21 protein-coding genes are annotated in these 20,440 nt (G+C 63.5%); 10 read left to right on the top strand and 11 right to left on the bottom strand.

Annotated features, from left to right (window positions below; genetic code table 11):
- Positions 1-13: 13 nt before the first annotated feature.
- Positions 14-2,200: a patatin-like phospholipase family protein gene (locus JOY50_RS01145; RefSeq protein WP_132846940.1), complete on the bottom strand. Its 2,187-nt coding sequence runs from the start codon at positions 2,198-2,200 to the stop codon at positions 14-16.
- A 67-nt stretch (positions 2,201-2,267) separates the two neighbouring features.
- On the opposite strand from JOY50_RS01145, the gene JOY50_RS01140 reads away from it, so the two are divergent.
- On the top strand, positions 2,268-2,549 hold the full coding sequence (locus tag JOY50_RS01140) for a SelT/SelW/SelH family protein (protein WP_028613401.1): 282 nt from the start codon (positions 2,268-2,270) through the stop codon (positions 2,547-2,549).
- Here JOY50_RS01140 and JOY50_RS01135 read toward each other — a convergent pair whose 3' ends face one another.
- Together JOY50_RS01135 and JOY50_RS01130 are read right to left on the bottom strand one after the other, a co-directional pair.
- Positions 2,550-3,440 carry a DMT family transporter gene (locus JOY50_RS01135; protein WP_132846939.1) on the bottom strand — a complete coding sequence of 297 codons (891 nt, stop codon included), beginning with the start codon at positions 3,438-3,440 and terminating at the stop codon, positions 2,550-2,552. It abuts the gene before it with no gap.
- Between the two features lie 122 nt (positions 3,441-3,562).
- Positions 3,563-4,330, bottom strand: a complete 768-nt coding sequence (locus JOY50_RS01130) for an AraC family transcriptional regulator (RefSeq protein ID WP_132846938.1) — start codon at positions 4,328-4,330, stop codon at positions 3,563-3,565.
- A gap of 127 nt (positions 4,331-4,457) precedes the next feature.
- On the opposite strand from JOY50_RS01130, the gene JOY50_RS01125 reads away from it, so the two are divergent.
- On the top strand, positions 4,458-5,270 hold the full coding sequence (locus JOY50_RS01125; RefSeq protein WP_132846937.1) for a UDP-2,3-diacylglucosamine diphosphatase: 813 nt from the start codon (positions 4,458-4,460) through the stop codon (positions 5,268-5,270).
- Positions 5,271-5,309: 39 nt separating this feature from the next.
- On the opposite strand, the gene JOY50_RS01120 is transcribed toward JOY50_RS01125, so the two are convergent.
- Entirely contained in the window at positions 5,310-5,621 is a 312-nt protein-coding gene (locus JOY50_RS01120) for a DUF962 domain-containing protein (RefSeq protein WP_132846936.1), read from the bottom strand.
- A gap of 154 nt (positions 5,622-5,775) precedes the next feature.
- On the opposite strand from JOY50_RS01120, the gene JOY50_RS01115 reads away from it, so the two are divergent.
- Positions 5,776-6,837 carry an AraC family transcriptional regulator gene (locus JOY50_RS01115; RefSeq protein WP_019472982.1) on the top strand — a complete coding sequence of 354 codons (1,062 nt, stop codon included), beginning with the start codon at positions 5,776-5,778 and terminating at the stop codon, positions 6,835-6,837.
- Here the strand turns inward: JOY50_RS01115 and JOY50_RS01110 are convergent.
- On the bottom strand, positions 6,794-8,248 hold the full coding sequence (locus tag JOY50_RS01110; RefSeq protein WP_019472981.1) for a TrkH family potassium uptake protein: 1,455 nt from the start codon (positions 8,246-8,248) through the stop codon (positions 6,794-6,796). The genes JOY50_RS01115 and JOY50_RS01110 overlap by 44 nt on opposite strands.
- Before the next feature lie 102 nt (positions 8,249-8,350).
- Between JOY50_RS01110 and JOY50_RS01105 the strand changes: the two genes are divergently transcribed.
- A complete protein-coding gene (locus tag JOY50_RS01105; RefSeq protein ID WP_019472980.1) occupies positions 8,351-8,908 on the top strand; it encodes an NAD(P)H nitroreductase in 558 nt (185 codons plus the stop codon).
- A gap of 40 nt (positions 8,909-8,948) precedes the next feature.
- Here JOY50_RS01105 and JOY50_RS01100 read toward each other — a convergent pair whose 3' ends face one another.
- The 5 genes from JOY50_RS01100 to JOY50_RS01080 all read right to left on the bottom strand — a co-directional run bounded on the left by JOY50_RS01100 (position 8,949) and on the right by JOY50_RS01080 (position 12,586).
- Entirely contained in the window at positions 8,949-10,286 is a 1,338-nt protein-coding gene (locus tag JOY50_RS01100; RefSeq protein WP_132846935.1) for a HAMP domain-containing sensor histidine kinase, read from the bottom strand.
- 60 nt (positions 10,287-10,346) lie between these two features.
- Positions 10,347-10,763, bottom strand: coding sequence for a Spy/CpxP family protein refolding chaperone (locus JOY50_RS01095; protein ID WP_019472978.1), 417 nt, complete (start codon positions 10,761-10,763; stop codon positions 10,347-10,349).
- Between the two features lie 106 nt (positions 10,764-10,869).
- Positions 10,870-11,547: a response regulator transcription factor gene (locus tag JOY50_RS01090; protein WP_132846934.1), complete on the bottom strand. Its 678-nt coding sequence runs from the start codon at positions 11,545-11,547 to the stop codon at positions 10,870-10,872.
- 144 nt (positions 11,548-11,691) lie between these two features.
- On the bottom strand, positions 11,692-11,991 hold the full coding sequence (locus JOY50_RS01085) for a YciI family protein (protein ID WP_012273585.1): 300 nt from the start codon (positions 11,989-11,991) through the stop codon (positions 11,692-11,694).
- A gap of 1 nt (position 11,992) precedes the next feature.
- Positions 11,993-12,586 (bottom strand): septation protein A, encoded by a 594-nt coding sequence (locus JOY50_RS01080; RefSeq protein WP_019472976.1) that lies wholly within the window; start codon positions 12,584-12,586, stop codon positions 11,993-11,995.
- 67 nt (positions 12,587-12,653) lie between these two features.
- Here JOY50_RS01080 and JOY50_RS01075 point away from each other — a divergent pair, with 67 nt between their 5' ends.
- From JOY50_RS01075 to JOY50_RS01050, 6 genes are all read left to right on the top strand, one after another.
- The gene (locus tag JOY50_RS01075) at positions 12,654-13,514 is read left to right on the top strand and encodes a PHP domain-containing protein (RefSeq protein WP_019472975.1); all 861 of its coding nucleotides are present in this window, start codon (positions 12,654-12,656) and stop codon (positions 13,512-13,514) included.
- A gap of 13 nt (positions 13,515-13,527) precedes the next feature.
- Positions 13,528-14,157 carry an L-threonylcarbamoyladenylate synthase gene (locus JOY50_RS01070; RefSeq protein WP_043273139.1) on the top strand — a complete coding sequence of 210 codons (630 nt, stop codon included), beginning with the start codon at positions 13,528-13,530 and terminating at the stop codon, positions 14,155-14,157.
- A 125-nt stretch (positions 14,158-14,282) separates the two neighbouring features.
- Positions 14,283-15,008, top strand: a complete 726-nt coding sequence (locus JOY50_RS01065; protein WP_165931671.1) for a ScpA family protein — start codon at positions 14,283-14,285, stop codon at positions 15,006-15,008.
- A complete protein-coding gene (gene scpB, locus JOY50_RS01060) occupies positions 14,995-15,762 on the top strand; it encodes an SMC-Scp complex subunit ScpB (protein ID WP_132846932.1) in 768 nt (255 codons plus the stop codon). The genes JOY50_RS01065 and scpB overlap by 14 nt, the downstream gene beginning before the upstream one ends.
- 274 nt (positions 15,763-16,036) lie before the next feature.
- Entirely contained in the window at positions 16,037-17,104 is a 1,068-nt protein-coding gene (gene rluB, locus JOY50_RS01055) for a 23S rRNA pseudouridine(2605) synthase RluB (RefSeq protein ID WP_132846931.1), read from the top strand.
- 728 nt (positions 17,105-17,832) lie between these two features.
- A complete protein-coding gene (locus JOY50_RS01050) occupies positions 17,833-19,251 on the top strand; it encodes an amino acid permease (RefSeq protein ID WP_165931670.1) in 1,419 nt (472 codons plus the stop codon).
- A gap of 166 nt (positions 19,252-19,417) precedes the next feature.
- On the opposite strand, the gene JOY50_RS01045 is transcribed toward JOY50_RS01050, so the two are convergent.
- Positions 19,418-20,302, bottom strand: a complete 885-nt coding sequence (locus JOY50_RS01045; RefSeq protein ID WP_243054656.1) for a LysR substrate-binding domain-containing protein — start codon at positions 20,300-20,302, stop codon at positions 19,418-19,420.
- Between the last annotated feature and the right edge of the window lie 138 nt (positions 20,303-20,440).

The raw sequence follows: 20,440 nt of genomic DNA, 5'->3' as shown, positions 1-20,440 counted from the left end.
CAGCCCCGACGATTCAGAAGGTATGCCCAAGGTTCAGGTACACCGCCTGCTCGTGCGCACTGTTGGTGCCATAGCTGAAGTTCAGTGGCCCCAGCGGCGTTTCCAGCCCCAGGAAGATGCTCGCGGCGTTGATGTAGCCGCTGTCGAATTCGTTGTCGTTGTTCCACGCACGCCCACGTTCCAGCGACCCGCCTATGTACAGCGGGAAGTCCAGCGGTACGTAGGCCCGCGGCGTCAGCCGGCGGTAGTAGACCATGCGCAGCAGGCTCACGTTCTGCCCCGACACCGAGTCCTGGCGAAAGCCTGACAGCTCTCGGGCGCCGCCCATCACGAAGCTCGACGTCACCACTTCGGCATCATCCAGCGTGCGCCCGTAGCGCCCGCCCAGCACAAAAGTGTTCGGCCCGCTGCTGATGGCCTTGTCCAGGTTGATCAGCCACTGTCGGTAATCTTGGTCGGAGTCCAGCGACTTGTCGTACTTGCGCAACGTCAGGCCAATGTCCTCGCCACGGTGCGGGAAGTACACGTTATCGAGGGTGTCGAACGAGTACTTCAGTTCATAAAAGCCCTCGTTGAAACTGACATTGGGCAGGTCCTGATCGCCGATGCGCACCTCGGCCTCGCCCCAGGCCTTGCCCACGCCCAGGCGTACTTCCCCGTTGGTGCCAATCTGCCGGCCGACGTTCAGGCCAAAGCCGTAGCGCTCCAGGCGGTACTCGGCGACGGGGTCGTTATCCAGGGTGGCTTCAATGTTCTGTGAGCTGAAATCCAGGTACGGCGCGATGAAATAGCGCGAGCCCACGTCCAGCGGCTGGTAGAACTCGCTGTACAGTTCTTGCTGGTCGCCGATCTGGCCACGGGTGAGCCACTCGGCACCCAGGCTGTTGATGCCGTTGACCCGGTAGCTGGCGCCCAGGTTGAAGGCACTGTCACCGCGCAGGTCGTCCGACAGGTTCAGGCCCAGGCGCAGGTAGTCGGTGCCGCCGCGTCTACCGCGAGCGTTGATCACCAGGGTGTTGTCGTTGCCCTTGTGCACCACGCGGTACTGCACCCGGTCGAAGTAGTCCAGGCCGTACAGCGTGCCCATGTCGGTCTGCAGGCGGTCCAGCTCCAGCGGCGCGTCGATCGGCTGACGGATGTACGAGCGGATCACGTCGTCGCTAACCTTGGAGTCGTTCTCGATCCGGATCGCGGTGATTACCGGCGTGCGCTGGTGCGGCGAGCGGGCCACGGCCAGGCTGCTGTCGCCCTCGGGCTGGCGCAGGGCGGCAAGGCGTGGGTCGAGCAGCCGGGTGGCGCGGTAACCGGCGTCGATCATGTCCCGTGCACGGCCGAAGTCGGTCACGCCGAAGGCAGTTAGCGATGGCTGGATGAGGATGTCGTCACGGTGCAGGCTGGCCAGTTGTTCTTCCGAATTGCGCCGGGTCATCAGGGTGATCGACTGGTTGAGCACGTCGACCACGGTCAGTAATTGCTTGCGATCGCGCAGCGGGGTACCGATGTCGACCACGATGGCCAGGTCCACGCCCATTTCGCGGGCCACGTCCACCGGGATGTTGTCGACCATGCCGCCGTCCACCAGCAGGCGTCCGTCCAGTTCGACCGGGGCGAACACGGCGGGGATCGACATGCTGGCGCGGATCACCTGGGGCAGGTGACCGCGGCGGAACACCACTTTTTCGCCACTGGCGATGTCGGTGGCCACTGCGCGGAAGGGGATGGGCAGCTTGTCGAAGTCGCGGGTGTCGGCGGTGTGCGCCAGTTTGCTTTCCAGCAGCAGTGACAGGTTCTGGCCCTGGATTACCCCCAACGGCAGGCCAAGGCTGCCGTCGTCGCGAAAGCTGAGCTTCTGCTTGACCAGGAAGTCGCGGTCATCCTGCTTGCGCCGGAACGGCACGTCCTTGCGCGGCGGAGCATCGGACAGCGCCTGTTGCCAGTCGAGGGTGGTGGCGAGTTGTTCCAGCTCTTCGACACTGTAGCCCGAGGCGTAAAGCCCGCCCACCACTGCGCCCATGCTGGTGCCGGCGATGGCGTCGATGCGCACGCCCTGTTCCTCCAGCGCCTTGAGCACGCCGATGTGTGCCAGGCCACGGGCTGCACCACCAGACAACACCAGGCCGACCTTGGGCCTGACAGGTTCCGCAGCGGCTGCGGTGAAGGCGGTGAGGGCAAGCAGGAAACAGAACAGCAAACGGCGCATCGTGAGTCTCAAACCGTGGGCTAAAGACCGCTAGTATAAGCGGCCCCTTACCTGGAGATGCCTCGACATGGCCGACAACAAGCCCGAAATCGTCATCACTTATTGCACCCAGTGCCAGTGGCTGCTGCGTGCTGCCTGGCTGGCCCAGGAACTGCTCAGCACGTTTGCCGACGACCTTGGCCGGGTAGCGCTGCAGCCGGGTACTGGCGGCATCTTCCGCATTACCTGCAATGGCGTGCAGATCTGGGAGCGCAAGGCCGACGGCGGCTTCCCCGAGGCCAAGGTGCTGAAGCAGCGGGTGCGTGACCAGATCGACCCGCAGCGTGACCTTGGCCACAACGACCGCTAATCAGGCGCCCTCGGCCAGTGGCCGCTGCCTGGGCGGTTGTTCGGTGGCCATACGGCTGGATAGCACGATGGCGAAGATGATCAGCGCGCCGCCCAGCAGCATGCGCAGGGTCGGAGTTTCGGCGAACACCACCCATGCTACGGCAATGCCATAGACCGGCTCCATGCCGAACACCACGGCAGCGGTGCGTGCCTTGATCACTGCCAGGCTGGCGACGAACAGGCTGTGCGCCACGCCGGTGCAGAAGATGCCGAGCAGGGCGATCCACAGCCAGTCCATTGTCGCCACGCCTGGCAGGCCGGGTGCTGCGAACGGCAGCAGGCAAACGCCCACCACCAGGTTTTGCCACAGGGCTGCCTGTACCGCAGGCAATCGGCCGGAGCCGGCGCGGTTGGTGAGGGACAGCAGCGAGAACAGCAGCCCCGACAGCAGTGCCCAGAGCAGGCCGCCAGTGGCCTCGCTGGCCAGGTCGAAGGCTGGCGTGACCAGTATCAGGCCGATGCTCACCAGCAGGACCAACACGGCCTCGTTGCGGCGGATGCGCTCGCGGAACAGCAAGCCTTCGAGGATTACGGTAAAGGCCGGGAAACTGGCGAAGCCGAGGGTGGCGATGGCCACGCCGCCGACTTTGACGGCGATGAAGAAACTGACCCAGTGGCCGGCCAGCAGCACACCGCCGAGCAGCAGGCGGCGCATGTCCTGGCCGCTCAGCCGTTGCCAGCCCGGGCCGGCCAAGCTGGCGAACAGGCCCAGGGCGAGTACGGCGAAGGCGGCGCGGCCGAAGACGATGATCGCCGGGCTGGCAGTGGCGGCCAGTTTGCCGAAGACGCCGGTCAGGCCGAAGAACAGCGCGCCAATGTGCAGGGCGCCGAGTGCGGTACGGTGGTTCATGATGGGTCCTTGCTGAAGATCTCTACTGACAATACCGGCCTCTTCGCGGGCGTGCCCGCGAAAGGGCCGGTACAGGATCAGTCTATAGGCTCAGGCAAACGCGTTCTGTCGCAAGACTGCTGTCAGTTGTCGCCAGGCTCTCGCCGCAAAGCCAGTGGCGTACACCCGAACGCCCGCAACATCGCCGCTGAAAACGCACTCTGCGAGCCATACCCCACCTGCGACGCAATTTCACCCATCGGCAGCACGGTCTGCACCACCAACCGCCGCGCCTTGAGCAAGCGCCGCTGGCGAATGTAGTCCATCGGTGTCATCGCGCACTCGGCAGTAAAGCGCGCGTGCAGCCGGGCGCTGGACAACCCGGCGATGCGCGCCAGGTCGGCGACCTGCAACGGGTAGGCAGCATGCTGCTCGATATGTGCATCGAAGGCTGCATAAGGCAGGCGCTGGCTGGGGCGTACGTTGGCTGCTGCCGTGGAGTTGAGGCTGGCCAGCAACAGCGCTGCGCCTTGCCGGGCAATCAGCGGTTCGTCCATGGGGCTGGCCGCCAGCCAGTCCACCAACTGTTGCTGACGGTCGTCCAGGCCCAGCGCGGCGGGACGGTCCAGCAGGCGACGGCTGGCATCGGCATGCTCGCCCAGCTGCTCGTGCAGCCACTGCTCCCCAGGCACATCAAGCACCAGGCAGTGGCTGCCGCCATCGCTGGCGCAGGTGTGATGCGCGCCCGCCGGTACCACCACCAGCCCCTGCCGGTCGATCCCGGCGCCCTGGCCCTGCACCTCGAACTCCAGGCGGCCGCGCAGGCCGAACACCAGTTGCGGGTGTTCGTGGCTGTGGGCGATCAGGCTGTCGCGGTAATGGCGCAGCGAGAGGATCGGGCCGGCGGTCATGGGGGCGTCCTCGCAGGGCAGATGCGCATTGTGCCTCATTCCCTGCAGGCCATCACTCGTAACCGTTCTGCCACGGCGCTGTCATGCGCGCCTGCCAGTCTCCAGCAAACTGCGCCGGAGCCTGTCCATGACCCATGCCGAACTCTCCCGACCCTCGCGCAAGCAACGCGTGCGTACCCTGTGGATCTCCGATGTGCACCTGGGGACTCGCGACTGCCAGGCCGAACACCTGTCGCAGTTCCTCAAGGGCTACCAGGCCGACCGCGTGTACCTGGTAGGCGACATCATCGATGGTTGGAAGCTGCGCGGCGGCATCTACTGGCCGCAAGCCCACACCAACGTGATCCGCCGCTTGCTGACCATGAGCAAGCGCGGTACCGAGGTGATCTACGTCACCGGCAACCATGACGAATTCCTGCGCCGTTACTCCAGGCTGATCCTGGGCAACATCCAGTTGGTGGATGAGGCCGAACACCTGACCGCCGATGGCCGGCGCCTGCTGGTGATCCATGGCGACCAGTTCGACGTGATTACCCGCTATCACCGCTGGCTGGCGTTTCTCGGGGACCGTGCCTACGAAATTACCCTGGTGCTCAACCGCTGGCTCAACCACTGGCGCGCGCGGTATGGCTATGGTTACTGGTCGCTGTCGGCGTACCTGAAGCACAAGGTCAAGGGCGCGGTGAACTTCATCAGTGACTTTGAGGATGCCATTGCCCACGAGTGCACCCGGCGGGGCTTTCACGGGGTGGTGTGTGGGCACATTCACCACGCCGAGATCCGCAAGGTGGGCGAGGTGGACTACCTCAATTGCGGGGACTGGGTGGAGTCGTGCACGGCGCTGATCGAGCATTGGGATGGCAGTATCGAGCTGTATCGGCTGGCCGATGCCCAGGCGCGGCAAGCGCAGGCAGTGGCGGCGTTGCGTGAGCCGGCTTAGGGCCTGAGGGCCATGGGGCCGCGACGCGGCCGCAGCTTCCTACAGCCTGATCTTGCCCAGCAAGATATCCCGGAACATTACAAAATCGCCGGCCAGGCTATATAGCGGATAGGTAAAGGTCGCCGGCCGGTTCTTTTCGAAAAAGAAGTGCCCGACCCAGGCAAAGCCATAGCCGAACAACGGCACGGCCAGCAAAAGCAACCACTTGCCACTGCCAATGGTGTAGGCCAGCAGGGCTATCACCAGGCTGGTGCCGACAAAGTGCAGGCGGCGGCAGGTGAGGTTGCTGTGCTCCCCCAGATAGTACGGATAGAACTCGGCAAAACTGCGATACTGCGCTGTGCGGTTCATGGCAGTGCTCCGGGATTAATACTTCTGGACAAGATGCACGGCGTGGAGCCTGATTCGAGTCTAGAGTGACTGACGGGGCCTACCAGTGACAATAGGCGCCAAATGAGTATCCTTGGGGTTCACCGCAGGAGCGGTCGGTAAAAAGAAGCCTGTCATGAGCGAAAGAACCACGTCAGCCAGCTGGGCATCAGGGATTGTGAAGGCACTCGAACTGGAAGGGCTGGACTGCCCGTCCATGTTCAAGCAACTGGGGCTGGACTTCGCTGCCCTCGACGACCCCGATGCACGTTTCCCGCAAGATTCCATGACCCGGCTCTGGCAGCTGGCGGTGGAGCTGTCGGGCAATGAAGCCATCGGCCTGAACATGGCGCGCGTGGTCAGGCCTGCGTCGTTCCATGTGGTGGGCTATGCATTGATGTCCAGCCGCACCCTGGCCGAGGGCTTCCAGCGCCTGGTGCGTTACCAGCGCATCATCGCCGAAAGCTCCGATCTCAGTTTCGTCCTTGGCGCCGAAGGCTACTCGCTGATCCTGACGGTGCATGGCGACCACCTGCCGCCGACCCGGCACAGCGCCGAAGCATCGCTGGCCTGTGCGCTGGCGCTGTGCAAATGGCTCAGTGGTCGGCCGGTGCAGCCGCGCCGGGTACTGGTGCAGGGGCCGCAGCCAAAGAATGTCGAGCCGTACAAGGTGGCGTTCCATTCGCCCCTGGTGTTTGGCGCGCCGCACGATGCGCTGGTGTTCGAGCGGGCCGACATGGAGGCGCCGCTGCCGACGGCCAACGAGGCCATGGCGGTGCTGCACGACCGTTTTGCCGGGGAGTACCTGGCACGCTTTTCCGAAAGCCGGGTTACCCACCGCGTGCGCCAGGTGTTGTGCCGCATCCTGCCGCAGGGTGAGCCCAAGCGCGAAACCCTGGCCCAGGCCCTGCACCTGTCGCAACGCACCTTGCAGCGGCGTTTGCAGGAGGAGGGCACCAGTTTCCAGACCTTGCTCGATGACACCCGTCGTGAGCTGGCCGAGCAATACCTGGCCCAGCCGGGCATGACACTGCTGGAAACCGCCTACCTGCTGGGCTTTGCCGACCCCAGCAATTTCTACCGGGCGTTCCGCCGCTGGTTCGATGCCACCCCAAGCGAATACCGTGCACGCCTGGGCGCGGACGCTGAGGTGGTCAGTGACGCCAGAACGCCGGCATACACAGCACCAGCACCGTGATGATTTCCAGGCGGCCTAGCAGCATGCCGGCCGCCAGGATCCACTTGGCCGCGTCCGGCAGCGTGGCATAGTTGCCCGACGGGCCGATCACTTCACCCAGGCCCGGGCCCACGCCCGAAACCGTGCCGGCAGCACCGGTCAACGCGGTCATCCAGTCCACGCCCAGCAACGACAGCAGCAGGGCCATGACGCAGATGGTGATGGCGAAGAAGAACGAGAACGTCAGAATCGAACGCACGATGTCTTCGTCGAGGCGGTGGCCGTTGTATTTCTGCTTGATCACCGCACGCGGGTGAATCAGTTGGTTGAGGCTGGCCTTGAGCAGAATGTAAGCCACCTGGAAACGGAAAATCTTGATACCGCCTGCCGTCGAGCCGGAGCAGCCGCCGACGAAGCCCAGGTAGAAGAACAGCATCAGCGAGAAGTTGCCCCACAGGCTGTAGTCGCCCAGGGCGAAGCCGGTGGTGGTGACCACCGAGGTCACGTTCAAGGCCACGTGGCGCAAGGCGTCGAGCCAGTGCAGGTTGGTGCTGTACCAGTACCAGGTGCCCAGCACCAACCAGGTAACGACCAGCATGCCCAGCAACCCTTGCACCTGCTGGTCGCGGATCAGTGCCCTGCGGTTGCCGCGCAGGGTGGCGACGTAAAGGGTGAACGGCAGGCTGCCCATGATCATGACCACCACCGCAACCCAGTGCACGGCCGGGATATCCCATTTGGCCAGCGACTGGTCGGAGGTGGAGAAGCCGCCGGTGGAGATTGCCGACATGGCGTGGTTGATCGCATCGAACGGGCTCATCCCCGCCCACCAGAAGGCCAGCGAGCCGAGGATCGAGAAGCCTACGTACACCCCTACGATCGACTTGGCGACCATGTGCGAGCGCGGCATGACCTTTTCCGAGCGGTCGGACGATTCGGTCTGGAACAGGCGCATGCCCCCGATGCGCAGCAATGGCAGGATCGCCACCGCCATGGCGATGAAGCCGATGCCGCCGAGCCAGTGCAGCATCGAGCGCCACATGAGAATACCCGGCGACATGGTATCGAGCCCGCTGAGTACGGTAGCGCCGGTAGCGGTGATGCCCGACATGCTCTCGAAGAAGGCGTCGGTGTAGCTGATGTGCTGGGTCAGCAGGAACGGCAGGGCGGCGAACACGCACACCACCAGCCAGCTGCTGACCGTCAGCAGGTACATGTCACGCGGGCGCAGGTGCACATGCTCGGGACGGCCCGGTACCACCAGGGCCAGGCCGGCGATGAAGGTGATCAGGCTCGACCAGAGGAAGGACGGCATGTCACCGGTGCGCTCGAAGATCACCAGGGTCGCCATGGGCACGGCCATGCCGACGGCGAGGGTAATCAGGAAGATGCCGATGATGAAACCAATGATCCTTAAGGTCGGCAACGCCATGTGATCTGCTCTGACTCGAAACGGAAGGGCGCCATTCTACCTATGGGTCTGGTGATGTAAACGCTAGAATGGCCGCACATTCAACTGCCAGGAGGGTAGCCGATGGAGGCTCTCGACGCATTGCTCAACCGTGTTTCCGTGCCACGCCTGACCGACCCGGCACCCAATGCCGCCCAGCGCGAGGCGCTGTTTCAGGCTGCCTTGCGCGCCCCGGATCATGGCCAGCTGCGGCCATGGCGCTTCCTGACCATCGAGGGCCAGGGCCGTGAAAAGCTGGGCGAGCTGTTTGCTGAAGCGGTGCAGAACAAGGGCGATGCCAGCCAGGCAGCGCTGGACAAGGCCCGCGCCATGCCGCTGCGGGCACCGTTGCTGATCGTGGTAATCGCCAGGCTGCAGGACCACTTCAAGGTACCCAAGTCCGAACAGCGCCTGGCTGCGGGCTGTGCGGCGCACGGGATTCTGATTGCCGCGCATGCGCAAGGCGTCGGGGCGGTGTGGCGCACCGGGGACATGGCTTTTGATGCCCATGTGCACAAGGGCCTGGGTCTGGCCGAGAACGAAGAGTTGATCGGTTACCTGTATGTCGGCACGCCACTGACCGAGCCGCGCACTGCGCCGGTGCTGGAAACTGCCGAGTTCGTCAGCGCCTGGGGCGAGTAACAGCCGAGAATGCTGGGGCCGCAAACCGGCCCCGGCGATCTCAAATAGTGCTTTCTTCCGAGGGCAACTCCAGCCTGGCCACAAAGCCCCCCTGTGGATGGTTGTCCAGCACCAGTCTCCCGCCATGGCGCTCTGCAGCCTTGCGCGCAATCGCCAGCCCCAGGCCATGCCCCGGCGCGTCCTGCCCCGGCGCGCGGAAGAACGGCTCGCCCAGCTGGGCCAGGTGCTCCGCTGCCGCCCCTGGCCCATGGTCGCGCACGCTGATCACGATGTGGTCCTCCTCACGCACGGCGCTGACCTCGACCGGCTGCCCCACCGGGCTGAAGCGCAGGGCATTGCGCAGCAGGTTGTCCACCGCACGCTCGATCAGCGTTGGCCAGCCCTGTAGGGTCAACCCCGGCTGCGCTTCCAGCCGCACGTCCTGGTCCGGTGCGCTCAGCAAGGCATCCTTGCGCACGCTGCCGAGCAGCGCATTGAGGTCGACCGGCTCGGCATGAGCCTGCTCGGCATCGACCCGGGCCAAGGCAAGGATTTCGCTGATCAGGTCCTCCAGTCGGTCGCACTCGCGGGTCAGGCGCGGCCACAAGGTTTCCCGCTGCTCGGGCCCGGCGCGCTCGGCCAAGGCCAGGGCGATGCGCAGCCTGGCCAGCGGCGAGCGCAACTCATGGGAAACATCGCGCAGCAACTGGCGCTGGCTGCCAATGGTGCTTTGCAGGCGCGCGCCCATCTTGTTGAAGTCCTTGGCCAGCACGCCAAACTCGTCACGCCTTGCTGCCAGCTGCGCCAGGCTGTTCTGCTGGTAGGTGGTCTGGCCCAGGTCATGCACGGCGCTGCGCAGGCGGCTTAGCGGGCGGGTAATGGACAGGGTGACCAGCAGGCTGAACAGGGTCAGTACCACCAGTGCAATGCCCAAGGCGCTGAGCGGCCACAGCAGGCTTTCGCGGTGCCAGGCGTCCAGCGCAGGGTGGGGGATGCGGTAGATCAGCAGATAGGTTTCGCCAGTCTCGGGGCTGGTGTATTCCTCGGTCAGCCGGCGCCATGGCAGGCGCCGCTCGTCATTGTGCTGGCGTGCCTCGAAGGCCGCCGCACGGCGCGGGAAGGTGCCAGGCACCACGGCCTCGCCACTGTCGTCGAGCACCTGCACATCGATCTTGTAGCGATCTTTGCGCCGCTCCAGAAAATGCTGCGCCGCATCCAGGCCGTCCTGCTCGTAATGCTTGGCCCACTTGCTGGCCAGGGTGTTCAGGCCCGGGTGGCGGCTAAGGATCCACGCATCCTGGTTGAGCATGTGGCCCAGCAGGATCGAAAGGCCTGCGACCAGGGTGATGGCCAGCCAGAAACTGGCCAGGATGCGCCAGAACAGTGAACGCAAGTGCACCTCCTGTAAACGGTAAAAGCCCGGCCCGCGGGGAGGCGGGCCGGGCATCGGGCGGACAGCTTACTGAGTCTTGGTGCCTTTTTCAGCTTTCCAGGCCTGGAACTCCTGCCACTCGGCTTTCTTTGCGGCGCGTTCTTTTTGCAGTTCGTCGAACTTCTTCTGCTGTTCAGGTTTGAGCAGGTTGCGCACTGCGGCGTCGGTCTTGTCGCGGCTGGCTTGCAGCTCGTCCTTCATGGCTTTCTGGTCGGCGGCTGGCAGCTTGGCCAGGTAGCGCTCGTTGATGTCACGGCGCTGCTGCATCTGCTCGCCCATCAGCTTGCCGATCTGCTGGCGCTGGTCGCGGCTCAGGTCCAGTTGATGGAAAGGCGCATCACCGCGATGATGCGGGCCGTCGTGACGCGGGCCGCCTTCAGGCATGGCCATGGCCACGGTCGGCAGGGCGGCGGCAAACATCAGGGCGATAAGGGTCTTGCGCATGGTGTCTCTCCTTTCATAGGCCGGTGGTTACCGGATGAGCACAGTCTAGGGAGATCACCGTCAAGCGCAGTCAGGGGATGGTAAAGGCTGGGTAAAGAACAGCTATCTACAGGCAGTAGTAATAGCCACGGCTACGCAGCGCCACGATACGCGGCCGGCCATCGGCATGCGGGCCGATCTTCTTGCGCAGGTTGCTGACATGCATGTCCAGGCTGCGGTCGTACAGGGTTAGTTTGCGGCCCAGGGCGATCTGCGCCAGTTCCTGCTTGTCCAGTGGTTCACCGGGCTGGCGCAGCAGGGCTTCAAGAATGCGGCTTTCGGACAGCGTCAGGGTCATTTCACGGCCATCGATGCTGGCCACGCCACGCGCCGGGCTGTACACCAGATCGCCCAGTTCCACCTGGCTGGTGGTGGCGGTGGGGTGGCTGCGACGCAATACGGCTCGCAGACGGGCGGTGAGCTCGCGCGGGTCGCAAGGTTTGGCCAGGTAGTCGTCGGCACCCAGTTCCAGGCCGAGAATGCGGTCCAGCGGCTCGCCGCGTGCAGAAAGCATCAGCACCGGCAGCTCGGTATGCGCGCTGCGCAATTGCTTGAGCAATTCCAGGCCGCTGCCATCGGGCAGCATCACGTCCAGCACCACGGCCGCCGGGGCGTGGTCGGCCAGGGCCTGGCGTGCGCTCTGGCCATCATGGCAGGCACGCACGGTGAACCCTTCCTGGGTCAGCCAGCTGCCGAGCAGCTCGCACAGTTCCTGGTCATCATCAATCAGTAACAGCTCGCTCATGACTCACTCAATTCAACCATTGACGGCGGCTATTCGGCCCGCCAGTGGCAAAGATACCGCAGACTGATGGCAGCGGTATAACGACTGGTACCGCGTCAGCTTCTTCGCGGGTAAGCCCGCGAAAGAAGGCGGCGCGGTCTCAGATCAAGGAAGTACTTGCTTGAACGGCTTGACGACGACTTTGTCGTACACACCCGCAGCAATGTAAGGATCAGCGTCGGCCCAGGCTTGCGCCGCAGCCAGCGATTCGAATTCGGCAACGATCAGGCTACCGCTGAAACCGGCTTCGCCCGGGTCGTTGCTGTCGATGGCCGGGTGTGGGCCGGCCAGCACCACGCGGCCTTCGGCCTTGAGCTGCTGCAGGCGTTCGATGTGCGCCGGGCGGGCAGCCAGGCGCTTTTCCAGGGAGTTTGCGACGTCGCTGGCGATGATGGCGTAGAGCATGTCAATCCTTGGGTTTGGTAGTAGAAGGGTCGTCGTGCAGGTGGCGCGACAGGTACACGCCTTGCGCCACCAGGAAGATCACGGTCATGCCCAGGCTGCCGAACACCTTGAAGTCCACCCAGAAGTCCTGGAAGGTAAAGGCGACGAACAGGTTGGCCGCGCCGCAGAACAGGAAGAAGGCGATCCAGGCAACGTTCAGGCGGGACCAGACGGCATCAGGCAGGGTCAGGGCGTGGCCCATGATGCGCTTGATCAGCACCCGGTCGCCGATGAAATGGCTGCCAGCAAAGCCCAGGGCGAACAACCAGTTGACCACCGGTGCTTTCCATTTGAGGAAGGTTTCGCTGTGGAAAGTCAGGGTCAGGCCGCCAAACACCAGGCAGGCCACCAGCGTCAGCCACTGGCCCTTTTCCAGCCTGCGCTGGCGCAGGAACAGCGCGCCGTACACCACCAGCGAGCTGATGATCAGCATGGCCGTGGCGCTGTAGATGCCGCCAAATTCGAAACTGTGGCCGGCGACTTCCATGGGGCGCGGGTCCAGCTTGTAGACGATGAAGAACAGCAGCAGCGGGATGAAATCGATGAATTGTTTCACAATGGCAGCCAGAATCGGGATGTGACGGCATAATAACAAACATCGAATCCAGCGAAAGCGCTCCTCCATGAATGTTGATCTGCACTGTCACAGTACGGCCTCCGACGGCGCCCTGTCGCCCTCGGTACTGGTTGCCCGGGCCCATGAGCACGGGGTGCAAACGCTGGCGCTGACTGACCATGACACCCTCGAAGGCCTGCCCGAAGCGCGCCAGGCCTGCATTGAGCGGGGCATGCGCTGGGTCAGCGGGGTGGAATTGTCGTGCACCTGGGGTGGCGCGACCATCCATGTGCTGGGTTATGACTTCCCGCTGGACGCGCCGCCCTTGCTGGCGGCGATTGAAGCACTGCACAGTGGTCGCTGGCTGCGCGCCGAAGAAATAGACAAACGGCTGGCAGCCAAGGGCATGCCCGGCACGCTCGAGGGCGCCCGCGCCGTGCAGCACGAGCTGGGCGACAGCGGCAACGCCCCGGCGCGCCCGCATTTTGCCGAGTACTTGGTGCGTGCCGGGCACGTCAAGGACCGTGGCGAGGCGTTTCGCAAGTGGCTGGGTGCCGGCAAGCTGGGCGACGTCAAACAGCACTGGCCGACCCTCGACGAAACTGTCGCCACCCTGCGCCAGTCCAAAGCATGGGTAAGCCTGGCGCACCCCATGCACTACGACCTGACCCGCAGCAAGCGCAGAAGGCTGATTGCCGACTATATTCAGGCAGGCGGGCAGGCACTTGAGGTGGTCAATGGGATGATGCCGGCCGAGCAGGTGGGCACGATGTCCATCCTTACGCGTGAGTTCGGCCTGCTGGCAAGCGCTGGCAGTGATTTCCACGGCCCCGGCACCTGGGGAGAGATCGGTGCCTACCGGCCTTTGCCCGAGGACCTGCCACCTCTGTGGCGTCGATTCAGCCATGAACAGCCTTTGGCGCTATGAACAGGATGACTACGTGAGCCAATTTTTCCAGATTCATGCGGAGAACCCACAGGCGCGCCTGATAAAACAGGCCGTCGAGATCATACGCAAGGGTGGCGTGGTGGTGTACCCGACCGACTCGGCCTACGCGCTCGGCTGCCAGATCGGCGATAAAAACGCTATCGAGCGGGTTCGGCGCTTGCGCCAGCTGGACAAGCAGCACAACTTTACCCTGCTGTGCTGCGACTTGTCGCAAATGGGGTTGTTCGCCAAGATCGACACGTCGACGTTCCGCCTGCTCAAAGCGCATGTTCCCGGGCCTTATACGTTCATTCTCAATGCCACCCGTGAAGTGCCACGGCTGTTGATGCACGAAAAGCGCCGCACAATCGGGCTGCGTGTCCCGTCCAACCCCATTGTTCTGGCACTGCTGGAAGAGCTGGGTGAGCCGTTGATGAGCGTGAGCCTGATCTTGCCCGGGGACGAAGAGCCGATGACCGACCCCTACGAGATCCGTCAGCGCCTGGAGCACCATGTCGACCTGATCATCGATGGCGGTTTCGGCGACCTCAAGGCGTCGACCATCATTGACCTCACCGGCGATGAGCCTGCGCTGATCCGCGAAGGCTGCGGCGACCCCACGCCGTTTCTGGTCAGCGCGTGAGCCAGCTGGAAACGCCCGAGGCACCGGCTGAGCAGGCCGAGTCGCCTCGGCAGCTGCAACTGGCCCTGGTCTACGGCGAAGCCCTGACCGAAATGCCGCTGGACCTGTACATCCCGCCGGATGCCCTGGAAGTCATCCTCGAAGCCTTCGAAGGGCCGCTGGACCTGTTGCTGTACCTGATCCGCAAGCAGAACATCGACATTCTCGACATCCCGGTGGCAGAAATCACCCGCCAGTACATGGGCTACGTGGAGCTGATGAAGAGCGTGCGCCTGGAGCTGGCCGCCGAGTACCTGGTGATGGCCGCCATGCTCGCCGAGATCAAGTCGCGCATGCTGCTGCCGCGCTCGGCCGATGTCGAGGAGGAGGAGGGCGATCCGCGCGCCGAGCTGATCCGCCGCCTGCAGGAGTACGAGCGTTTCAAGGCCGCAGCCGAGGGCATTGACGAGCTGCCACGGGTGGGCCGCGATGTGGTGGTGCCACGGCTGGAAGCACCGCAGGCCAAGGTGCGCAAGCTGCTGCCGCAGGTCAGCCTGGAAGAGCTGCTGGTGTCCATGGCCGAGGTGATGCGCCGCAACGACCTGTTCGGAAGCCACCAGATCAGCCGTGAGACCTTGTCCACCCGCGAGCGTATGAGCCAGGTGCTGGAGCGCCTCAAAGGCGGTGCTTTCGTGCCGTTCGGCGAGCTGTTTGCCGCCGAAGAGGGCAAGCTGGGTGTGGTGGTAACCTTCATGGCAGTTCTCGAACTGGTGAAGGAATCGCTGATCGAACTGGTGCAGAATGAACCCTTCGCCGCCATCCACGTGCGGCTTCGCCCAGCGCTTGTTGAAGAACCTGATGAACCTGAATGACCCCCGCGACCTGGCGTCACTGATCGAAGCTTTTTTGCTGGCTTCGGGCAAGCCGCAATCACTGGAGCGCTTGTACGAGCTGCTTGAAGAAGCCGAGCGCCCCGAGCCCCAGGTGTTCAAGCAGGCCCTTGAGCTACTGGGCAAGTCGTGCAGCGGCCGCGCCTTCGAGCTAAAGGAAGTGGCCAGCGGCTACCGCCTGCAAATCCGTGAGGACTATGCGCCCTGGGTCGGGCGCCTGTGGGAAGAGCGCCCGCAGCGTTATTCGCGCGCGCTGCTCGAAACCCTGGCCCTGATCGCCTACCGCCAGCCCATCACCCGTGGCGAGATTGAGGACGTGCGGGGCGTGGCGGTGAACAGCAACATCATCAGGACCCTGGTCGAGCGCGAGTGGATTCGCGTGGTCGGCTACCGTGAAGTGCCCGGGCGGCCAGCGATGTTTGCCACGACCAAGGCGTTTCTCGACCATTTCAACCTCAAGAGCCTGGATGAGCTGCCGGCCTTGGCCGAGCTGCGCGAAATGGAGCCGGAGCCGCTGCTCGACCCGGATGACGCGCCCGTGCCTGCGCACCTGCAGGCGTTGGCGGATGCCAGCCTTGGGGACGAAGAGGTTGCTGAGCCAAAGGACGAAACAAGCTTCCGTAGCTTGCTGGTGGAGCTGGATGCAATGGAGGAGGGGCTGAAGATTGATTTTGATGATTTGCGCGAAGAGGAGCCCGAGGCTTCCGTGGAAGAAGAGGGCAAGTTACAGCCCTGATTCTTCTTTTGGCAGTGCTGGCCCTATAGCCGGCAAGCCAGCTCCCACAGGGGCTTCGCAGGTCTTGAATGTGGTGTTGTACTTGTGGGAGCTGGCTTGCCGGCGATAGGGCCAGTGAGCTCAACACAAGACCACTAGGCTGAAACCTCTCCCAACGCTTGCAAAACCCTCTAACCTCCAGTGCGTTCCATTGCTGAACCGCGTATGATGCGCGGCCTTTTGGCGCGTTCGTCGCCAAGAACCTGTTTTCATTCCTACACCGGGAGGTGCCCAGATGAGTGAGCAAGACCTGCAAGATACCGAAATCACCCCGCCATCCGGCGAAAAGCTGCAGAAAGTGCTGGCGCGCATTGGCGTGGGCTCGCGCCGTGACGTCGAGGCCTGGATCAGCCAGGGTCGCATCAAGGTCAACGGCGTCGCGGCTACCCTTGGCCAGCGCGTCGACCTGCACGACGCCATTGCCGTAGACGGCAAGCTGATCAAGCGCGAAGAGGCCGCAGAGGCCACCCGCCGGGTGATCATGTACAACAAGCCCGATGGCGAAATCTGCACCCGTGACGACCCTGAAGGGCGCCCGACCGTGTTCGACCGCCTGCCACGGCCAAAAGAGGGCCGCTGGATCAACATCGGCCGCCTCGACATCAACACCACTGGCTTGTTGCTGTTCACCACCGACGGTGAGCTGGCCAACCGCCTGATGCACCCGTCCTACGAGATGGACCGTGAGTACGCGGTACGTGTGCGTGGTGAAGTCGACGACGAGATGATCGAGCGCCTTAAAGCCGGCGTGATGCTGGAAGACGGCCCGGCCAAGTTCACCGACATCCAGAAGGCACCAGGTGGCGAAGGCTTCAACCACTGGTACCACTGCGTGGTGATGGAAGGCCGTAACCGTGAAGTACGTCGCCTGTGGGAATCCCAGGGCATGGTGGTCAGCCGCCTGAAGCGCGTGCGTTTCGGCCCGGTGTTCCTCAACTCCGACCTGCCGATGGGCCGCTGGCGTGAAATGAGCCAAGGCGAAATCGACATCCTGGCAGCCGAAGTGGGCCTGCAGCCAGTGGCGCTGCCTGCCATGAAGCTCAAGGCCAAGGACAAGATGGAGCGCCTGCAGCGCAAGTCCACCCGCCCGCTGGGCCGTGGCGAGCGCGTGCGCAACCTGCGCCCGGCTCACGAAGGTGCCGCTACCGGCGAGCGCCCGGCGCGTCAGCCGCGTGAAGAGGCTCCGCGTAAACCTAACCGTGGCAGCACGGTGGCCGAGCGCCCAAGCGATATGCGCAAGCGCCCGGGCAAGCCTGAGGGTGACAAGCCGGCAGGCCGTGGTCGCGGCAAGCCGCGTGGCTGATTGGCCCGAGCGGTAACGAGAAACCAGTCTTCGGACTGGTTTTTTTTGCCTGTGAGATTTTGGGGCTGCTTTGCAGCCCTTTCGCGACGCAAGGCCGCTCCCACAGGAGTAAGGCGTCACATGTAGGGGCGGCCTTGTGTCGCGATGGGCCGCAAAGCGGCCCCAAGATATTGAACAAAAAGAATTTTTCGGACGACTGGCAAGTTCCTGAACCGCCCTGTAAAGAAATCTATACGAACATGGCCGTTTTCAGTCCGCATTTCAGATCAAGCCCGGTCGTGTAAACAAACCTTGCCGGCGTTCAGGTGCCAAAGCCGCTGCCCTGGCCCCACCCACCCTTGCCCAAACCCCCGTCCCCACGGTGTTATAGCCGCCATTGCCGTGTGCAAGAGCCCGTCCACAGCGCTGGGCTGACAAAACAACAAATGGAGGCGCCATGTACGCCGATCACTCCGCCTTTCAAGGCCCATACCACAGGATCGCTGCGTTTTTTCCGAATGGAAGGACGCAACGCGTTGACGCCTGCGCGTTTGCAGGGGTATACAGTGCGCCGCGTTTTACCTGTGACCCTCTTGCGTACCGCGCACTCTTGATCACCCCTGGTTGACCCGCTCCGGCGGCACCTGAGGTCAAGAAACCCAAGGTAACCACCTTGCCCATTCCGCTGCGCCACGAGCGCGGTGGGTCCGATTCCGTCACAGATAAAAACAATGCAGGTGACTTCGTTCATGAGTGGACAAAACATGCATTCAGGCGAGCTCAAGCGGGGCCTGAAGAACCGCCACATCCAGTTGATCGCCCTTGGTGGTGCGATTGGTACCGGCCTGTTCCTCGGTTCGGCAGGCGTGATGAAATCCGCCGGCCCGTCCATGATCCTTGGCTACGCCATTTGCGGCTTCATCGCCTTCATGATCATGCGCCAGCTGGGCGAAATGATTGTCGAAGAGCCGGTGGCCGGCTCGTTCAGCCATTTCGCCCACACCTACTGGGGTGGTTTCGCCGGCTTCCTGTCGGGCTGGAACTGCTGGGTGCTGTACATCCTGGTGGGCATGTCGGAGCTTTCGGCGGTCGGCAAGTATGTTCACTACTGGTGGCCGGAGATTCCTACCTGGGTCACGGCGGCGGCTTTCTTCGTGCTGATCAACGCCATCAACCTGATGAACGTGAAGTTCTTCGGTGAAGCCGAATTCTGGTTTGCCATCATCAAGGTCGTGGCTATCGTCAGCATGATCGGCCTGGGTGCCTACCTGCTCACCAGTGGCAGCGGTGGCCCAGACGCTACCATCGCCAACCTGTGGTCGCATGGCGGCTTCTTCCCGAACGGTGTCAGCGGGTTGGTCATGGCCCTGGCGTTCATCATGTTCTCCTTCGGTGGCCTGGAAATGCTCGGCTTCACCGCTGCCGAGGCCGACAAGCCGAAGACCGTGATCCCCAAGGCGATCAACCAGGTCATCTACCGCATCCTGATTTTCTATGTCGGTGCCTTGGTGGTGCTGCTGTCGCTCACCCCGTGGGACAACCTGGTTGCCAGCATCGATGCCTCGGGTGGCAGCTACGGCAGCAGCCCGTTCGTGCAGGTGTTCTCGCTGCTGGGCAGTGACGTGGCCGCCCACCTGCTGAACTTCGTGGTATTGACCGCCGCGCTGTCGGTGTACAACAGCGGCACCTACTGCAACGCCCGCATGCTGCTGGGCATGGCCGAGCAGGGCGATGCCCCGGCGTCGCTGGCCAAGGTCGACAAGCGCGGCGTGCCAGTGCGTGCGATCCTGGTGTCGGCCGCCGTTACCTTTGTCGCCGTGCTGCTCAACTACCTGATGCCGCAGAATGCCCTGGAGCTGCTGATGTCGCTGGTAGTGGCTACCCTGGTGATCAACTGGGCGATGATCAGCTACTCGCACCTGAAGTTCCGTCAGCATCTGGACAGTACCGGCCAGAAGCCGCTGTTCAAGGCGCTGTGGTACCCCTACGGCAACTACGTGGTACTGGCCTTCGTGGTGCTGATTCTGGGCATCATGCTGATGATCCCGGACATCCGGGTTTCGGTGTATGCGATCCCTGTGTGGCTGTTTGCAATGTTCGTTGTCTACATGGTCAAGCCGCGCCGCCGGATGAATGCCGGTGGGGTTGCGAGTACCGCAGCCAAGTAACTCGGCAACGTAGTCTGCAGAAACCCCAAGTCAGGCGACTGACTTGGGGTTTTTTGTTGTCTGTGCCGGCCTCTTCGCAGCACAAGGCTGCTCCTACAGGCGAACGCCGTTCCATGTGTAGGAGCAGCCTTGCGCTGCGAAGAGGCCGGTACGGGCAACGTATCCTTCAGATCTGTTCCAGCAACCAGCCCCTGAATGCCCGTAACGACGGCAAGGCCTCATTCCGGGGCGGATAGATCAGGTAGTAACTGCGCTGGCTGGCAAACGCAACCCCGGGGCTGTACAGCTCTCCCTTGGCCAGCTCCTCCTCTACCAGAATGCGCGGCACAAGGCCGATGCCAATTCCGGCGCGCACTGCCTGGATCAGGTGCGAGGTCAGCTCGAAGCTCGGCCCCAGGCGCATCGACCGGTGCGGCAGGCCATGGTGCGAAAACCACTCGCCCCAGGCGTGCGGGTTGTTGGCCACATTCAACAGCACCTCTTCGCTGATCCTTGCCGGGCTCCAGCCCTGGCTATCTGCGCCGGCCTCCGGCGGCAGGATCACCACCAGTTCCTCGGCATGCAGGCGATGGCAGATCAGCCCCGGCAGGTCGTGGCTGGCCACACCGATGGCGGCATCGATTTCGCTGGTGTCGAAGTTGATGGCTTCGATGCGTGAATGAATGTGCACCAGCGTGCCCGGGTGGGCGCTGTAGAATGCATGCAGCCTCGGCAACAGCCATTTCGAGCCGAAGGTGGGCAGGGTGGCCAGGCGCAAGGTGCCCACCCCTGACTGATAGGCCAGTGCCTGCAGGGTGGCGCTGCGGATGCGCCCCAGTGCCTCGCTGAGCTCGCGCTGGTACAGGCGGCCGACATCGGTCAGCTGCACCTGGCGGCCTTCGCGGCGAAACAGGGTCAGGCCCAGTTGCTGTTCCAGCGCCTGCACCTGGCGGCTGACCGCGCTCTGGGTCAGTGACAGTTCGGCAGCGGCGCGGGTGTAGCTTTCATGCCGGGCGGCGGCCTCGAATGCCAGCAGCAGCGACATGGACGGTGTCAGGTGGCGGTAATTCATTCATAAAAGTCATTGATAGCGGCAGGATTATCCGTTTGCCCCTGAGGCGAAACTACAGGAACATTGGTCTATACGTCACCCCGGCATGGCAACACCTATGCCGGTGCGACAGGAATCCCGTGAATTAGCCAATATCAA

This window comes from Pseudomonas sp. BP01 (assembly GCF_022760795.1).
Classification (GTDB): domain Bacteria; phylum Pseudomonadota; class Gammaproteobacteria; order Pseudomonadales; family Pseudomonadaceae; genus Aquipseudomonas; species Aquipseudomonas putida_Q.
This window is presented reverse-complemented; position numbering and strand designations above follow the sequence as displayed.

Coding starts and splice junctions, on each gene's coding strand:
- JOY50_RS01115 (WP_019472982.1), top strand. CDS start 5,776: ATGAGCGAAAGAACCACGTCAGCCAGCTGGGCATCAGGGATTGTGAAG.
- JOY50_RS01050 (WP_165931670.1), top strand. CDS start 17,833: ATGAGTGGACAAAACATGCATTCAGGCGAGCTCAAGCGGGGCCTGAAG.
- scpB (WP_132846932.1), top strand. CDS start 14,995: ATGAACCTGAATGACCCCCGCGACCTGGCGTCACTGATCGAAGCTTTT.
- JOY50_RS01045 (WP_243054656.1), bottom strand. CDS start 20,302: ATGAATTACCGCCACCTGACACCGTCCATGTCGCTGCTGCTGGCATTC.
- rluB (WP_132846931.1), top strand. CDS start 16,037: ATGAGTGAGCAAGACCTGCAAGATACCGAAATCACCCCGCCATCCGGC.
- JOY50_RS01125 (WP_132846937.1), top strand. CDS start 4,458: ATGACCCATGCCGAACTCTCCCGACCCTCGCGCAAGCAACGCGTGCGT.
- JOY50_RS01120 (WP_132846936.1), bottom strand. CDS start 5,621: ATGAACCGCACAGCGCAGTATCGCAGTTTTGCCGAGTTCTATCCGTAC.
- JOY50_RS01095 (WP_019472978.1), bottom strand. CDS start 10,763: ATGCGCAAGACCCTTATCGCCCTGATGTTTGCCGCCGCCCTGCCGACC.
- JOY50_RS01145 (WP_132846940.1), bottom strand. CDS start 2,200: ATGCGCCGTTTGCTGTTCTGTTTCCTGCTTGCCCTCACCGCCTTCACC.
- JOY50_RS01130 (WP_132846938.1), bottom strand. CDS start 4,330: ATGACCGCCGGCCCGATCCTCTCGCTGCGCCATTACCGCGACAGCCTG.
- JOY50_RS01110 (WP_019472981.1), bottom strand. CDS start 8,248: ATGGCGTTGCCGACCTTAAGGATCATTGGTTTCATCATCGGCATCTTC.
- JOY50_RS01090 (WP_132846934.1), bottom strand. CDS start 11,547: ATGAGCGAGCTGTTACTGATTGATGATGACCAGGAACTGTGCGAGCTG.
- JOY50_RS01140 (WP_028613401.1), top strand. CDS start 2,268: ATGGCCGACAACAAGCCCGAAATCGTCATCACTTATTGCACCCAGTGC.
- JOY50_RS01075 (WP_019472975.1), top strand. CDS start 12,654: ATGAATGTTGATCTGCACTGTCACAGTACGGCCTCCGACGGCGCCCTG.
- JOY50_RS01135 (WP_132846939.1), bottom strand. CDS start 3,440: ATGAACCACCGTACCGCACTCGGCGCCCTGCACATTGGCGCGCTGTTC.
- JOY50_RS01085 (WP_012273585.1), bottom strand. CDS start 11,991: ATGCTCTACGCCATCATCGCCAGCGACGTCGCAAACTCCCTGGAAAAG.
- JOY50_RS01105 (WP_019472980.1), top strand. CDS start 8,351: ATGGAGGCTCTCGACGCATTGCTCAACCGTGTTTCCGTGCCACGCCTG.